Source organism: Neotabrizicola shimadae (genome assembly GCF_019623905.1).
GTDB classification, from domain to species: domain Bacteria; phylum Pseudomonadota; class Alphaproteobacteria; order Rhodobacterales; family Rhodobacteraceae; genus Neotabrizicola; species Neotabrizicola shimadae.
In genome coordinates this window covers 623,811-638,874 of sequence record NZ_CP069370.1, presented here as the reverse complement: position 1 = coordinate 638,874, position 15,064 = coordinate 623,811, and the positions used below count along the sequence as shown (strand labels likewise).

The following is a 15,064-nucleotide window of genomic DNA, read 5'->3' as shown; positions in this document are numbered from 1 at the left end:
CCGTCCGGTCCAGTGAACCGGGGCGCGGCGGAGTTTTCAACCTTCCCCGGCGATTTCCTGCCCCATCCGCGACAAAAGGCGTCGCAAGCGGCACCTCACCCTGCGGCAAGCGCGCTGCGGTCGTGGTCGGCCCGGCAATGCGCGTGGTCGGCCAGGCTGTCGATCACCGCACAATCCGCCGCCGTGCCCCCCTCGCAGGCGGTCACCATCCGCTCCAACTCGCCCTCCAGTGCGCGCAACGCCGCGATCTTGCCGCGCACGTCCGCCAGCCGCTCGCGCGCCAGCCGGTCGGCATCGGCGCAGGGCGCCTCGGGATGGGCCGCAAGCTCCAGAAGGTCCGCGATGGCCTCCATCCCGAACCCCAGGTCGCGGGCATGGCGGATGAACCGCAGCCGCGCCACCTCGCGTGCGGAATAAAGCCGCTGGCCCCCGTCCGACCGGGGCGGCGCTTTCAACAATCCGCGCTCCTCGTAGAAGCGGATCGTCGTCACCTTCACGCCGCTCTGCCGCGCCGCCTCGCCGATGGTCACCTCGCGCGCCACGCCGCCTCCGGAGTCCGCTTGCCTCTACAGCGACTGTAGATGCTACGCCCCGAATCATAAGGACAAGCCCGAGTCGCAAGGACAAGAAGGAGAACGCCATGTCCGCCCAATGCGGCCATTCGCACAGTTTCGACGGCACCGATCCCGCCTACCGCCGCGTGCTCTGGATCGTCATCGCCGCCAATGCCGCCCTGTTCACCGTGGAACTCGCCGGCGGTGCACTGGCCGGCTCGCAGGCGCTGAAGGCCGATGCGCTGGACTTCCTCGCCGATGCCGTGACCTACGGCCTCAGCCTCGCCGTCATCGGCTGGCCGCTGGCAGCGCGGGCGCGCGTGGCCCTGCTGAAGGGCCTCTCGCTTCTGGCCATGGGGCTCTGGGTCTTCGGCACGACGCTCTGGCACCTCGCCGGGCCGGGCCTGCCCCAGGCCGAGGTCATGGGGGTGATCGGCGTTATGGCACTCGCCACCAACCTCGGCTCGGTGCTCCTGCTGATGCGCTACCGTGAAGGCGACGCCAATGTCCGTTCGGTCTGGCTCTGCTCGCGCAACGACGCCATCGGCAACGTCGCCGTCATGGCCGCCGCCGGCGCCGTGGCCCTGACCGGCACCGCCTGGCCCGACCTCGTGGTCGCGCTAATGATGTCGGGGCTGTTCCTCACCTCGGCCACCCAGATCCTGCGCCGCAGCCTGGCCGAGATGCGCCAGCCTGCCTCATCCCAGGCGCATCACCGCCACGCCTGACTCAGCCGGCGCTGCGCCGCATGGTCACCACCGGCTCCACCCGGCCCTGCGGCCCCTGCGGCTTGCGCGGCGCGGCCGGCGCACGCAGCGCCGGCTCTTCCGCCTTCGCCACGCTGCGCATCCGCGGCGCAGGCTCCACCGGCGCCTCGGCCAGTTCCACCATCCGCGCCGGCCGCCCGCCCTGCGCCTCCAGCGCATCGGCGATCCGCGCCAGCAGCTCGGTGTTCTCGATCTGCAACGCCACCAGGCCGAACAGCACAACCAGAAGCGCCAGGCCCAGGCCCGCAAATACCACGGCCAGAAGCGCGTTGCCCCCGGCCATGAAATAGCCCACCGCCCCGGCCATCACGGCCAGGGCAAAGGCGATGACGATTGCCTTGAAACTGGCGCGAAACGCGCCGGATAGGGTGGAGGTCATGACTGCCCCGCATCTTGGACTGCTCTGCCCCGGATGAATCAGCCTTCCGCCCGCTTGTCAACGAAACCCCGCGTGAGACGCCCCGTCACCGCGCAGGCCGCCGCAATCGCGGGCAGCCTGCGCGCCTTCGCGTCACAGACCCTTGCTCACATAGGTCATGGCCACCCGGTCGATCGCCACGAGATAGGCCGCCACCCGCAAATCCTGCACGTCGTTGCGCCCATGCCAGACGGCGCGCATCGACTGGTAGGCGGTGCGCATCGTGTCATCCAGCCCCGACCGCACCAGCGCCAGCTCGTCTGACCCGGTCAGGAACTTCTCCTTGAAATCCGGCGTCAGCGTCCAGCCCAGATGCTGGTCGGCCGACAACCGCTCCAGCTCCTCGACCAGCAACCGAGACCGCGATTCCTCGGCCCGCCGCTGCATCCGGCCGAACCGGATGTGGCTCAGGTTCTTCACCCATTCGAAATAGCTGACCGTCACGCCCCCGGCATTGGCATACATGTCCGGCACGATCACCACGCCCCGGTTCCGCAGGATCTCGTCCGCGCCAAAGGTGATCGGCCCGTTCGCCGCTTCGATGATCAAGGGCGCCTTGATCCGCTCGGCATTGCCCTTGTGGATCACGCCCTCCATCGCTGCCGGGATCAGGATGTCGCACTCCGCCTCCAGGAGCGCCGCGCCGTCCTCGACAAAGCTGCCATGCGGATAGCCCTTGATCGTGCCATGCGCCACGATCCACTGGCGCACCGCTTCCACGTCCAGCCCCTTGTCGTCGCGCAATGCCCCGTCGCGCTCGATGATGCCGGTGATGCGGCAGCCGTCCTCTTCCGACAGGAACTTGGCCGCGTGATAGCCCACGTTGCCCAGGCCCTGCACGATCACGCGCTTGCCCTCCAGCCCGCCCGACAGCCGGGCCAGCGCCACATCCTCGGGGTGGCGGAAGAACTCGCGCATCGCGAACTGCACGCCGCGCCCAGTGGCCTCGACACGGCCCTGGATGCCCCCGGCATGGGGCGGCTTGCCGGTGACGCAGGCCTTGGCATTGATGTCGGTCGTGTTCATCCGCGCATACTGGTCGGCGATCCAGGCCATCTCGCGCTCGCCCGTGCCCATGTCGGGCGCCGGCACGTTCTGCGCCGGGTTGATCAGGTCGCGCTTGATCAGCTCATAGGCAAAACGCCGGGTGATCTGCTCAAGCTCATGCTCGTCCCACTGGCGCGGGTCGATGCACAGACCCCCCTTCGATCCGCCGAACGGCGTCTCCACCAGCGCGCATTTATAGGTCATCAGCGCGGCCAGCGCCTCCACCTCGTCCTGGCTCACCGACAGCGCATAGCGGATGCCGCCCTTGACCGGCTCCATATGCTCGGAATGAACCGACCGGTATCCGGTGAAGGTCTCGATCTTGCCCCGCAGGCGCACCCCGAACCGCACCGTATAGGTCGAGTTGCAGACCCGGATCTTCTGTTCCAGCCCCGGCGGCAGGTCCATCAGCGCCACCGCCCGGTTGAACATCAGATCGACCGAGTCGCGAAAGCTCGGTTCACCCGCGTGCTTCATGCCATTCCTCCCTGTCCGGCACGGGCGCAGCCGCGCCCCGCCCGCGACCCTAGCCGCAAAACATGACAGGGACACCGGTCGAATTGCACAATGCGCAGGCGGAAACGAATCGTTCCGACCGGCGACACCGTCTTTTCGTCTGGTCGCCTCCCTCGAACCGTCCACCGGGGCCGCTCTGTCCCGTCAGCACGAACAGTCGGCACCGCCGCACAATGATCGTTCGCATGACAATGGCATTCCACGCAAAGCCCAAGATTTCGCCGCAATTCTGGCTCAAGGGTGAAGGCATCTGGCCTGTGGAGAAGTCCGACCGCAGGCACATGGTTTCCGGTGCGCTGCGTGGCTTGGAGTGTGACATGCATCTTCGTGGTTTCGGTCTGTCAATCGACCGCCTCTCGACTGCCCTCGCCCGGTTCCGCCGGGACGAGGAAGGTGCGCTCGTCTATTTCACCATCCTGCTGTTCCTGCTGATGATCATGATGGGCGGCATCGCGGTGGACGCGATGCGCTACGAACAGCGCCGCACGAACCTGCAAAGCACGCTCGACCGCTCCACCCTCGCCGCCGCCTCGATGACCCAGGATCTCGACCCCGAAACCGTGGTGCGCGACTATTTCGATAAGGCCGGCCTTACGCCCTACCTGACCAAGGTCACCGTGACCGAGGGCATGAACTTCCGCAATGTGAAGGCGCAGGCCAAGGCAGATGCCGAGCCGATGTTCCTTGGAATGCTCGGGATCGAGGATTTTCAGGCCAAGGCCGTCTCTGTCGCCGAACAGCGCATCAACAACGTCGAGATCGTGCTGGTGCTCGACGTCTCGGGGTCAATGGGAGACCCGATGTCGAGTGGCGGAAGCAAGATCGCTGCCCTGATCACGGCCGCAAAGGAATTCGTATCGACAGTCCGCGCGAACGACTCAGAGAACCGCGTGTCAATCTCGATCGTCCCGTTCAATGCTCAGGTGAACATCGGCCCCGATCTGATCGCAAAGTACAACGCCCAGTATCCGCATGGTACGGCGAATTCGAACTGCCTTGAGCTTCCGGCAAGTTCGTTCGCCTCCACGGGCATCTCGCGCACGGACCCAATTTCCTATGTGACCTACGCAGACACCGCCAACTCGTCTTCGCAGTCGAACAACAATTACGTCTCGGTGTCATCGGGCGCCGCGTCCTCCTTCTTCTGCCCGGTCTCGACCAAGAACATCGTCCGGCTTCCCCAGAACGATGTTGCGACCCTGCAGAACTACATCGGCCAGCTCACCGACGACGGGAACACGTCGATCGCGCTCGGAATGAAATGGGGTCTCGCCCTCCTCGATCCGAACGCCCGACCGATGTTCCAGGAGTTCATCACCGCAGGCAAGATTCCCGGCACCATGGCGGGTCGCCCTTTCGACTGGGATGACGACGAGGCCATGAAGGTAATCGTCGTCATGACGGACGGCGAACACGTCGCCCACGACGTAGTGAATGACGCCTACAAGAGCGGCCTGTCACCAATCTACAAGTCATCCGACGGCTATTACTCCATCCACCACACCTCTGGTCGGCCCACAGCCGCCGGAAGCAACGAATACTGGGTACCGCATCTCTGCACCTCGTCAACCTGCCGCACGACGACAAACACTTCTGCTGGATGGCGTTCGACACCCTTCAATAGCGGGGTGCAGCAGACTTGGGCACAGGTCTGGGCGTCGCAGCGGGTGACCTGGGTGGCCTGGCAGCTCTATGCCCGCGCGCTTGGCACCACATCCTCGACGCGCACAGACATTTACGACACCTGGATGGAAAACTTCGAACATCAGTATCAGTCGGTCACCAGCCTGAACTCTCTTCTCCAGCAGTCCTGCACACTGGCGAAGAACAACGGCGTCATCGTCTATGGCATCGCCTTCGAGGCGCCTTCAAACGGCCAGACCCAGATTTCCTCCTGCGCCACCTCGCCGTCGCACTACTTCAATGCTCAGGGCATGCAGATTCAGACAGCCTTCCGCGCCATTGCGAACAACATCAGCCAGTTGAGGCTGATGCAATGAGACGCGCCCTTACACGGGTCCTGTCACGCTTTGTCGGCGAGGAACGGGCCACCGCCTCGGTCGAATTCGTGCTGACCGTGCCGGTGCTCATGCTGATCTTCATGTCGTCCTTCGAAAGCGGCCTGTTGATGACCCGCCAGATCCTTCTGGAACAGTCGCTCGACCAGGTGATGCGCGATCTCCGCCTCGGCAAGGTGCCCAACCCAAGTGCGCGCGCGATCAAGAACCGCATCTGCGCCAAGTCGATCATCTTCAAGGACTGCGCCGCCTCGACCTCGGTCGAACTGACGCCGGTCAACGCGACCAGCTGGTCGCTGCCCGCCACCAACACCGCCTGTTCTGACCGCGAAGAGGATGTAGAGCCCGTTGTCACCTTCGTTCCCGGCGCCGAGAACGAGATGATGCTGGTCCGCGTCTGCGTGGTGCAGGATGCCATGTTCCCCACCACCGGCCTCGGCGCGGACCTGCCGCTCGACAGCCAGGGCGGCTACGGCCTCATCGCCGTCTCCGCCTTCGTGAACGAACCGAAGTGAGGGTGTGATGCGCTGGCTGATACAGACCCTCCGCCGCTTCCGCTCCGAAGACCGCGGCTCCGTCGTCGCCGAGGCGGTCATCGCTCTGCCCCTCATGATCTGGGCCTACATGGGCCTCTACGTCTATTGGGACGCCTTCCGCGCCGTGAACCTGGCGCAGAAGGCCAGCTACACCATCGCCGACTACATCTCGCGCGAACGCGGCACGCTCTCCAACACCGAAATCGCGGGCCTTGCCAAGGTGTTCCAGTACATGATGGACACCGACCAGACCACGAAGATGCGCATCACCAGCATCTACTGGAACCCCCAGACCAACCGGTTCGAGGTCTACTGGTCCCGCTCGCCCGGCGCCACCATGACGCCGCTCACCACCACCACCCTCCAGGCGGTGCGCGACCGTATCCCCCTGATGTCCGACGGCGACTCGGCGATCCTGCTGGAAACCGAAACCTCCTACTCCCCCGGCTTCCAGGTCGGCATCGAGGATCAGGTGTTCAAGAACTTCATCGTCACCCGCCCGCGCTTCCTGACCCGCATCTGCCTGACCGACGTGGCCTGCTGACAGGCAGCACAATCCCTGTGCGCCAGTCCGCACTTGGGCGGCGGGCCGCGCGGCCCTACCTTCCGGTCAACCGCAACATCCGGAGGTTCCCATGTCCATCCGCCCCGTCGCCGCCGAATCCCGCGCCCAGCCCCATGTCGAGGGCGCCGGCGTCCACCTGCACCGCGCCTTCGGCTTCGGCGACACCGAACTCACCGACCCGTTCCTGCTGTTCGACGATTTCCGCGGCGACCGCCCCGACGATTACCGCCGCGGCTTCCCCTGGCATCCCCACCGCGGCATCGAGACCATCACCTATGTGCTGGCCGGCTCCGTGGAACACGGCGACAGCCTTGGCAACCGCGGCACGCTGAAGGGCGGTGATGTCCAGTGGATGACCGCCGGCTCCGGCATCCTCCACCAGGAAATGCCCCTCGGCAACGCCCGCGGCCAGATGCACGGCTTCCAGCTCTGGGCCAACCTGCCCTCGTCGCTGAAGATGACCGCGCCGCGCTACCAGGACGTGAAGGGCAAGGATATCCCCGAGATCACCGATGACGACGGCACCACCGTCAAGGTCATCGTGGGGTCGTTCTGGGGCAAGACCGGCCCGGTCGACGGCATCGCCGCCGAACCGCAATACCTCGACATCTACGTCCCCCCCGGCCGCCGCAAGACCTTCAAGGTCGACACCTACCGCCGCGCCTTCGCCTATATCTTCGAAGGCAACGGCACCTTCCGCGACGCAAGCCGCCCCGAAGGCGTGCTCCTGGAAAAGGAAGTCCGCGGCGAAGAGGTCAACATCCGCGACCTCTCGGGCAACCGCACGCTCGTCCGCTTCGGCACGGGCGACGAGGTCACGGTCCAGGCCGGCCCCGACGGCATCCGGTTCCTGCTGATCTCGGGCGCGCCGTTGCAAGAGCCGGTCGCCTGGCACGGCCCCATCGTGATGAACACGCAAGCCGAAATCCGCCAGGCCCTGACCGAACTGCGCAACGGCACCTTCATCCGCCCCGCGCACTGACCGCCACGACCGGGGGCAGGGCCTGCCCTGCCGCATTTGCCTTGCCCCCGGCTTTCGTCCATCCTGCGCCCAACCCGCAGGAGGTCCCCGTTGCGCCGCGTCCTTCCCCTCTGCCTCGCCCTCGCCGCCTGTGGCGAGTGGAAGGACTTGCCCCCGCCCCCGCCCGACGACGGCCCGCCGCCCGTCCTCGTTCCATTGGAAGACATCCCCCCCGCACCCGAAGCCCCGCCCGACACGGGCGAGGAACTCACCGCCCGCGCCCAGGCGCTTCAGGCCCGCGCCGACGCGATCCGAAGCCAGTAGCCGCCGCCAGTCGCCGCGCCCACATTGCACCAGCGCCGCACCCGCGCTAACAGGGCGCGACCAGTGAACCACGAGGTGCTCCCATGTCTGCCGCCCCCCTGCGTCTTGGCCTTGCGGGTCTCGGCACCGTCGGCACCGGCGTGGTCAAGATCGTGCAGTCCCATGCCGATCTCATCGCCGCCCGTGCCGGCCGGCCCGTCGCCATCACCGCCGTCTCGGCCCGCTCGCGGGGCAAGAACCGCGGCGCGGACCTCTCGGCCTATGCGTGGGAGGACGATCCCGTGGCGCTGGCCACCCGCCCCGATGTCGATGTGTTTGTCGAGGTGATGGGCGGCCACGAAGGTGCGGCGAAAGATGCAACCGAAGCCGCGCTTTCCGCCGGCAAGGACGTGGTCACCGCCAACAAGGCGCTGCTCGCCCATCACGGCCAGGCGCTTGCGCTCGCCGCCGAACAGGCCGGCCGCACCATCCGCTTCGAGGCCGCCGTCGCTGGCGGCATCCCCGTCATCAAGGCCCTGACCGAGGGCCTTGCCGGCAATGCCATGAAACGGGTCATGGGCGTGATGAACGGCACCTGCAACTACATCCTCACCCGGATGCAGAACGCGGGCCTGCCCTACGAGACGGTGTTCGAGGAAGCCCGCCAGCTCGGCTACCTCGAGGCCGACCCCAACCTCGACGTGGGCGGCATCGACGCCGGCCACAAACTCTCGCTCCTTGCCGCCATCGCCTTCGGCACCAAAGTCTCTTTCGACGCGGTGGAACTGGAAGGCATCGGGTCGGTGTCGATCGACGACATCAATCTTGCCGCCGACATGGGCTACCGCATCAAGCTACTGGGCGTGGCGCAGATGACGGGCCGGGGGCTCGAACAGCGCATGACCCCCTGCCTCGTACCCGCCGACAGCCCGCTCGGCCAGTTGCAGGGCGGCACGAACATGGTGGTTCTGGAAGGTGACTCGGTCGGCCAGATCGTGCTGCGCGGCCCCGGTGCAGGCGAAGGCCCGACCGCGAGCGCCGTGATGGGCGATGTGATCGACCTCGCCCGCGGTTTCCGCCTGCCCTGTTTCGGCCAGCCCGCGGCCACGCTCGCCACGCCGGTCGCCGCCGCCACCTCGGCCCCCGCGCCCTGGTATCTGCGCATGACGCTGGTGGACAAGCCCGGCGCACTCGCCAAGATCGCCACCTGCCTGGGCGAGGCCGGCGTCTCCATCGACCAGATGCGCCAGTATGGCCACAAGGGCGTGCACGCCCCGGTGCTGATCGTCACCCACAAGGCCACGCGCGACGACCTCGACCACGCCATCGCCCGCTTCGCCGCGACCGGCGTGCTGGTCGGTGCGCCCGTGGCGCTCAGGATCGAAGAGGTCTGACCGCAGGATGGGCGTTCCTGCCCATCCTCCCGGCCCGACCAAGCCCGAGGCCATCGCCTCGGGCGCCGCGACCGGCTGACGCAATCCCGCCCGTGCGCAAGGCCGCACGGGCCGCGACTGCCCCCCGCAGGGCAGTCGCGCAAGCGCGACAGCCGGGGCAGCCGCAACCCGTGCCCCAGCCCGCAGGGATATCGGAAAGCCCCTTGGCGAAATGCCGGCATTTCGCCAACGCGCCGGGTCGGCCTCCACCGGAGGCCGACCCGGCGCGAAGGCAAAGCGGGTCATCCTCCCCATAACGACGCATTCGGTCTTTCCAGACTGGATCGGCGCCGAAACCCGCTTCCTCCAACCATTGCCATGCCTGCCCTCCCACCTGGCAAATGCACCCTCTCGCCGCATTTCCGTCGATCTCTCCGACCGTTAGCGCGACCATTCTTGCCGGTGTCATGACCCCGCGTTAAGGCGGCGGAAGCATCACCCCCGAAGGACCCCCGCCCATGGCCGACGTCGCCGAATTCCATGACCGCATGCTCTCGCTTGGCCTTGCCCGGGTCTCCGAAGCCGCGGCGCTTGCCTCAGCCGGCCTGATCGGCCACGGCGACGAAAAGGCCGCCGACCAGGCCGCCGTCAACGCCATGCGCGACCAGTTGAACGCGCTCGACATCGCCGGCGTCGTGGTGATCGGCGAAGGCGAGCGCGACGAGGCGCCCATGCTCTACATCGGCGAACAGGTCGGCACCGGCAACGGCCCGGCCGTGGACATCGCGCTCGACCCGCTGGAAGGCACGACGCTGACCGCCAAGGACATGCCGAACGCGATGACCGTCATCGCCATGGCGCCCCGTGGCACCATGCTGCACGCCCCGGATGTCTACATGGACAAGCTCGCCATCGGCCCCGGCTTCAAGACCGGCACCGTCACCATGACCATGACGCCGTCCGAACGTGTCTCGGCGCTCGCCGCCGCCAAGGGCGTCTCGACCGAAGACATCACCGTCTGCGTGCTGGAACGGCCCCGCCACGAGGATCTGATCAAGGAAATCCGCTCCACCGGCGCGGCGATCCGGCTCATCACCGATGGCGACGTGGCCGGTGTCATGCACTGCGCCGAACCGCACCTGACCGGCATCGACATGTACATGGGCTCCGGCGGCGCGCCCGAGGGCGTGCTGGCCGCCGCCGCGCTGAAATGCATGGGCGGCCAGTTCTTCGGCAAGCTCCTGTTCCGCAACGAAGACGAGAAGGGCCGCGCCCGCAAGGCCGGCATCACCAATTTCGACCGCGTCTATACCCGCGACGATCTGGTGCGCGGCGACGTGATCTTCGCGGCCACCGGCGTCACCAACGGCTCGCTCGTCAAGGGCATCCGACGCGAACCCGGCTGGGTGACGATGGAAACCATCCTGATGCGCTCCAAGACCGGCTCGGTGCGCCGCATCGAATACCGCACCCCGGTCCGCTGAACCCCCGCAGGCGGCTCGAACGACGCATCTCCCTCCCCCTTGTGGGGAGGGATGGGGAGGGGGGCACCGCAGCAGCACCGAACGCGCGGGCACCCGCACCCCCTCGGACAGAAGTTAAGTCCAAGTAAATCCGCGCCCGTAACCCGTTGAAATTGCAGGGTCGAGGCAAGCGTCCGAGCTCGGACGCCCGTTGGGCCCCTTGCCAAGCCCACCCACCCTTGCCACAAGCACCCCATGGGCGCCTTCCTCAACGTCGAAACCTCGCTGACCGGCCGGCGCTGGACCGGCCCGACCGAGTCCGAGCTGCGCCTGGCCGAGGCCATGGCCCAGACCACCCGCCTCCCCCTCGCCCTCTGCCAGACCCTCGTGCGCCGGGGCGTGACCCCCGGCGAGGCCGCCGCCTTCCTCGCCCCCGCGCTCCGCGACCTCCTCCCCGATCCCCTGACGCTCAAGGACATGGGGCCCGCCGCCGCCCGCTTCCTCCAGGCCCTCAGCCGCCGCGAAAGGATCGCCGTCTTCGCCGACTACGACGTGGACGGCGGCGCCTCCGCCGCCCTTCTCCTCACCTGGCTGCGCGCCATGGGCCACGCCGCCACCCTCTACATCCCCGACCGCATCGACGAAGGCTACGGCCCGAACGAGCCCGCCATGGCCGAGCTCGCCTCCCGCCACTCCCTGATCCTCTGCGTGGACTGCGGCACCCTCTCGCACGGCCCCATCGCCGCCGCCAAGGGCGCCGACGTGGTCGTCCTCGACCACCACCTCGGCGCCGAGACGCTCCCCCCGGCGCTGGCCGTGGTGAACCCCAACCGCCAGGACGAGGACGGCACCCTCGCCCACCTCTGCGCCGCCTCCGTGGTCTTCCTGATGCTGGTCGAGGCCAACCGCCAGCTGCGGGCCGAAGGCGCTCAGGGTCCCGACCTGATGGCCCTCCTCGACCTCGTGGCGCTCGCCACCGTCGCCGACGTGGCCCCCCTGACCGGCGTGAACCGCGCCCTGGTGCGTCAGGGGCTGAAGGTCATGGCGCGGCGCGACCGCCCCGGCCTCGCCGCCCTGGCCGACATCGCCCGGATGAACGAGGCCCCCACGCCCTATGCCCTGGGCTTCCTCCTTGGCCCCCGCATCAATGCCGGCGGCCGCATCGGCCAGGCCGATCTCGGCGCCCGCCTGCTGGCCACCGCCGACCCGCGCGAGGCGGCGGCGCTTGCCCAACGCCTCGACCAGCTCAACTCCGAGCGCCGCGAGATCGAACTCAGGGTCCGCGACGAGGCTCTGGCCCAGGCCGAAGCGCGCGGCCTGGGTGGCCCGCTGGTCTGGGCCGCGGCCGAGGGCTGGCACCCCGGCGTGGTCGGCATCGTCGCGTCGCGCCTGAAGGAAGCCACCAACCGCCCCGCCGTGGTCATCGGGTTCGACGGCGCCGTGGGCAAGGGCTCGGGCCGCTCCGTCACCGGCGTGGACCTTGGCGCCGCCGTCCACCGCGTCGCGGCCGAGGGGCTGCTGGTCAAGGGCGGCGGCCACCGCATGGCGGCTGGTCTGACCGTTGACCGGCCCCACCTGGACGCCGCCATGGAGCGCCTCGCCGACCTGCTGGCGAAACAGGGCGCCGGTCAGGGCGGTGCGGGCGAGTTGAAGCTGGACAGCCTACTGATGCCCGGCGCGGCCACTCCCGCCCTGGTGGAGCAGATCGAGCAGGCCGGCCCCTTCGGCGCCTCGGCCCCCGCCCCCCGCTTTGCCTTTGCCGACATGGCGATCAGCCCCCGGCGGATCGGCGAGACCCACCTGCGTCTGCTCGCCTCCGACGGCCAGGGCGGCCAGATCGAGGCAGTCGCCTGGGGCGCCTTCGAAGGCGCGCTAGGCCCCGCGCTGAACCAACCCGGCCACCGCCGCTTTCACCTCGCCGGCCGGCTGGAGCTGAACACCTGGGGCGGCCGCACCAAGGTCCAGCTGCGTCTGGAGGATGCCGCCGAAGCCTGAGCGGGACTGCAAAGAATCCGCTTGCACCCGCCGCGGCCTGCCCTTATTCAGCCCGCCACGACCGAAGCGCGGCCCGTTCGTCTATCGGTTAGGACACCAGGTTTTCAACCTGGGAAGAGGGGTTCGACTCCCCTACGGGCTGCCACTTTCCCTCCAATGAATGAACTGGTCTGTTCGACATCCGGCGGAAGTTCCCGGTGGCCTGTGGTCAATTCGCCCGATTCTCCTGCGACTTTTCGAGGGCATTGCCCGGAGAATGGGCGGGAGAAAAATCCACATCCAACCCGATTCTCAGCAGAGAGAAGCGCCATACGGCTACAGCAAGCAATGATGTTGCATGAAGCCCCGCAGTCGCGACGATATCTTCGATAATGACTGCCTATCCGGGGCATCTTTTCGAAACCCTTTCACACCGCATCGCTATCCTTTCTTGCAACTGCAAAACGGATGTCGGGGAAGGAAGCTGCCATGAAGGTCGTGGTTCTGGGGGCGGGTGTGATCGGGGTGACGTCGGCCTATTACCTGGCCCGTGCGGGCCACGAGGTGACGGTGATCGACCGCCAGCCCGGCCCGGCGCTCGAAACATCTTTCGCCAATGCCGGCGAGATCAGCCCCGGCTATGCCTCGCCCTGGGCGGCACCAGGCATTCCGGTCAAGGCGATCAAGTGGATGTTCCAGAAGCACGCGCCGCTGATCATCCAGCCGAAGCCCGACTATGCCAAGCTGAACTGGCTGGGCCGGATGCTGCTGAACTGCACCACCGACGCCTACAAGGTGAACAAGGGCCGCATGGTCCGGATCGCCGAATACTCGCGCGACGTGCTGAAGGACCTGCGCGCCGAGACCGGCATTTCCTATGACGAGCGCACCCAGGGCACGCTTCAGGTGTTTCGCACCAAGAAGCAGGTCGATGGCGCCGCCAAGGACATCGAAGTGCTGGCCGCCGATGGCGTGCCCTTCGAAGTGCTGGACGCCGCCGGCTGCGTGGCGGCAGAGCCGGGCCTGGCCGCGTCGAAGGACAAGATCGCCGGCGGCCTGCGCCTGCCGGGCGACGAGACGGGCGATTGCTTCAAGTTCACCAACAGCCTTCAGGCCATGGCCGAAGCGATGGGCGTCACCTTCCGGTGGAACGTGGCCATCGACGGGTTCGAAACCGACCGCGGGCGCATCACCGCGGTCAAGACGGCGGAGGGCCGGATCGTGGCCGACAGCTATGTCGTGGCCATGGGATCCTATTCACCGAAGCTGGTGGCGCCGCTTGGCCTGAACCTGCCGGTCTACCCGCTGAAGGGCTATTCGATCACCGTGCCGATCGTGGATGAAAGCCGCGCCCCGGTGTCCACCGTCATGGACGAGACGCACAAGATCGCCATCACGCGCCTCGGCGACCGCATCCGTGTGGGCGGCATGGCGGAAGTGGCCGGGTTCGACCTTTCGCTGAACCCAAAGCGCCGCGCCACGCTGGAACATTCGGTGGAGGACCTGTTCGGCGGCGCGGGCGACCAGAGCCGTGCCACCTTCTGGACGGGCCTGCGCCCGATGACGCCCGATGGCACCCCGGTGGTGGGCAAGACCGCCTACGGCAACCTGTTCCTGAACACCGGCCACGGCACCCTGGGCTGGACGATGGCGGCGGGTTCGGGCCGCGTTCTGGCCGACCTGATGTCGGGCCGCCCGACCGAGATCGACGCCTCGGACCTGGGCATCGCCCGGTACACCCGCAACCGCGCCAAGGCGCCGGCTCTGCGCCCGGCCACCGCCTGACGCTAGGGCCTCCGGCGCACGCGCGGGATGCGCGAGCCGGTCAGCACATATTCGGCCGCTGGATGCGGGGGCCGCCCCTCGGTGCGCGACCAGAACCGCGGCCCGCCCCGCCACAGCCAAGACGGCACCATCAGCACCATCCCGGCGATGAATCCGCCGATATGGGCGAAGTAGGCGACGCCGCCCTGGTCAGGGTCCATCGAGAAGCCCTGCACCAGCTGGATGCCGATCCAGACCATCAGCACGATCCAGGCCCGCACCGGGAAGATGCGGAAGAAGATCACGATGTAGATCAGCACATCGACCCGCGCCTTGGGAAACAGCAGCAGGTAGCCGCCCATCACCCCCGCGATGGCGCCAGAAGCGCCCACCATCGGCACGGGCGACCAGGGCGAGACCGCCACCTGCAACAGGGCCGCCGCAACCCCGCAGGCGAGGTAATAGCCCAGGAACCGCACCGGCCCGAGCGTGTCTTCCAGGTTGTCGCCAAAGACCCACAGGAACAGCATGTTGCCGGCCAGATGCAACAAGCCGCCATGCACGAACATCGAGGTGAAGACCGTGTGAAGGTCCTGCCCGCTGGACAGCTCCACCGGCTGAAGCCCCCAGTCGGTGTAGAACCGGTCGATCGCCCGGACATCCAGTGACAACTCGGCCCAGGTCAGGGCGTAGACCGCCACATTCACCAGGATGAGCGCGTAGACGACATAGGGCACGCGGCCCGAGGGGTTGTGGTCGCGGATCGGGAACATGGGCCAACCGTTCCCGATCCGTGACGTCCGGT

General features: G+C 67.5%; 14 protein-coding genes and 1 tRNA gene. 11 read left to right on the top strand and 4 right to left on the bottom strand.

Annotated elements, in window-relative coordinates:
- Positions 1-95 precede the first annotated feature (95 nt).
- Entirely contained in the window at positions 96-542 is a 447-nt protein-coding gene (locus JO391_RS02995; protein WP_259444807.1) for a MerR family transcriptional regulator, read from the bottom strand.
- Positions 543-640: 98 nt separating this feature from the next.
- Here JO391_RS02995 and JO391_RS02990 point away from each other — a divergent pair, with 98 nt between their 5' ends.
- Entirely contained in the window at positions 641-1,282 is a 642-nt protein-coding gene (locus JO391_RS02990; RefSeq protein ID WP_220662724.1) for a cation efflux transmembrane domain-containing protein, read from the top strand.
- Position 1,283: 1 nt separating this feature from the next.
- Here JO391_RS02990 and JO391_RS02985 read toward each other — a convergent pair whose 3' ends face one another.
- Positions 1,284-1,700: a hypothetical protein gene (locus tag JO391_RS02985; protein ID WP_220662723.1), complete on the bottom strand. Its 417-nt coding sequence runs from the start codon at positions 1,698-1,700 to the stop codon at positions 1,284-1,286.
- A 132-nt stretch (positions 1,701-1,832) separates the two neighbouring features.
- Positions 1,833-3,263, bottom strand: coding sequence for a Glu/Leu/Phe/Val family dehydrogenase (locus JO391_RS02980; RefSeq protein ID WP_220662722.1), 1,431 nt, complete (start codon positions 3,261-3,263; stop codon positions 1,833-1,835).
- Positions 3,264-3,487: 224 nt separating this feature from the next.
- Here JO391_RS02980 and JO391_RS02975 point away from each other — a divergent pair, with 224 nt between their 5' ends.
- The 10 genes from JO391_RS02975 (at position 3,488) to JO391_RS02930 (ending at position 14,280) form a co-directional block, all read left to right on the top strand.
- Positions 3,488-5,302, top strand: coding sequence for a pilus assembly protein TadG-related protein (locus tag JO391_RS02975; protein ID WP_220662721.1), 1,815 nt, complete (start codon positions 3,488-3,490; stop codon positions 5,300-5,302).
- Positions 5,299-5,835: a TadE/TadG family type IV pilus assembly protein gene (locus JO391_RS02970; RefSeq protein ID WP_220662720.1), complete on the top strand. Its 537-nt coding sequence runs from the start codon at positions 5,299-5,301 to the stop codon at positions 5,833-5,835. The genes JO391_RS02975 and JO391_RS02970 overlap by 4 nt, the downstream gene beginning before the upstream one ends.
- Positions 5,836-5,842: 7 nt before the next feature.
- Positions 5,843-6,400, top strand: a complete 558-nt coding sequence (locus JO391_RS02965; RefSeq protein WP_220662719.1) for a TadE/TadG family type IV pilus assembly protein — start codon at positions 5,843-5,845, stop codon at positions 6,398-6,400.
- 91 nt (positions 6,401-6,491) lie between these two features.
- Positions 6,492-7,403, top strand: coding sequence for a pirin family protein (locus JO391_RS02960; RefSeq protein WP_220662718.1), 912 nt, complete (start codon positions 6,492-6,494; stop codon positions 7,401-7,403).
- Between the two features lie 90 nt (positions 7,404-7,493).
- Positions 7,494-7,706 (top strand): hypothetical protein, encoded by a 213-nt coding sequence (locus tag JO391_RS02955; protein WP_220662717.1) that lies wholly within the window; start codon positions 7,494-7,496, stop codon positions 7,704-7,706.
- Between the two features lie 83 nt (positions 7,707-7,789).
- Positions 7,790-9,079 (top strand): homoserine dehydrogenase, encoded by a 1,290-nt coding sequence (locus tag JO391_RS02950; protein ID WP_220662716.1) that lies wholly within the window; start codon positions 7,790-7,792, stop codon positions 9,077-9,079.
- A gap of 497 nt (positions 9,080-9,576) precedes the next feature.
- The gene (glpX, locus tag JO391_RS02945; RefSeq protein WP_220662715.1) at positions 9,577-10,542 is read left to right on the top strand and encodes a class II fructose-bisphosphatase; all 966 of its coding nucleotides are present in this window, start codon (positions 9,577-9,579) and stop codon (positions 10,540-10,542) included.
- Between the two features lie 234 nt (positions 10,543-10,776).
- The gene (gene recJ, locus JO391_RS02940; protein WP_220662714.1) at positions 10,777-12,516 is read left to right on the top strand and encodes a single-stranded-DNA-specific exonuclease RecJ; all 1,740 of its coding nucleotides are present in this window, start codon (positions 10,777-10,779) and stop codon (positions 12,514-12,516) included.
- A 70-nt stretch (positions 12,517-12,586) separates the two neighbouring features.
- A tRNA-Glu gene (locus JO391_RS02935) sits at positions 12,587-12,661 on the top strand.
- A gap of 230 nt (positions 12,662-12,891) precedes the next feature.
- Positions 12,892-14,280 (top strand): D-amino acid dehydrogenase, encoded by a 1,389-nt coding sequence (locus JO391_RS02930; protein WP_310795067.1) that lies wholly within the window; start codon positions 12,892-12,894, stop codon positions 14,278-14,280.
- A gap of 2 nt (positions 14,281-14,282) precedes the next feature.
- On the opposite strand, the gene JO391_RS02925 is transcribed toward JO391_RS02930, so the two are convergent.
- Positions 14,283-15,032 (bottom strand): rhomboid family intramembrane serine protease, encoded by a 750-nt coding sequence (locus JO391_RS02925; protein WP_220662712.1) that lies wholly within the window; start codon positions 15,030-15,032, stop codon positions 14,283-14,285.
- Positions 15,033-15,064: the final 32 nt, after the last annotated feature.

Bases quoted from the DNA above. Each gene is read 5' to 3' on its own strand.
- JO391_RS02980 (WP_220662722.1), bottom strand. From the start codon at position 3,263: ATGAAGCACGCGGGTGAACCGAGCTTTCGCGACTCGGTCGATCTGATG.
- JO391_RS02950 (WP_220662716.1), top strand. From the start codon at position 7,790: ATGTCTGCCGCCCCCCTGCGTCTTGGCCTTGCGGGTCTCGGCACCGTC.
- JO391_RS02925 (WP_220662712.1), bottom strand. From the start codon at position 15,032: ATGTTCCCGATCCGCGACCACAACCCCTCGGGCCGCGTGCCCTATGTC.
- JO391_RS02965 (WP_220662719.1), top strand. From the start codon at position 5,843: ATGCGCTGGCTGATACAGACCCTCCGCCGCTTCCGCTCCGAAGACCGC.
- JO391_RS02985 (WP_220662723.1), bottom strand. From the start codon at position 1,700: ATGACCTCCACCCTATCCGGCGCGTTTCGCGCCAGTTTCAAGGCAATC.
- recJ (WP_220662714.1), top strand. From the start codon at position 10,777: ATGGGCGCCTTCCTCAACGTCGAAACCTCGCTGACCGGCCGGCGCTGG.
- JO391_RS02960 (WP_220662718.1), top strand. From the start codon at position 6,492: ATGTCCATCCGCCCCGTCGCCGCCGAATCCCGCGCCCAGCCCCATGTC.
- JO391_RS02990 (WP_220662724.1), top strand. From the start codon at position 641: ATGTCCGCCCAATGCGGCCATTCGCACAGTTTCGACGGCACCGATCCC.
- glpX (WP_220662715.1), top strand. From the start codon at position 9,577: ATGGCCGACGTCGCCGAATTCCATGACCGCATGCTCTCGCTTGGCCTT.
- JO391_RS02970 (WP_220662720.1), top strand. From the start codon at position 5,299: ATGAGACGCGCCCTTACACGGGTCCTGTCACGCTTTGTCGGCGAGGAA.
- JO391_RS02975 (WP_220662721.1), top strand. From the start codon at position 3,488: ATGACAATGGCATTCCACGCAAAGCCCAAGATTTCGCCGCAATTCTGG.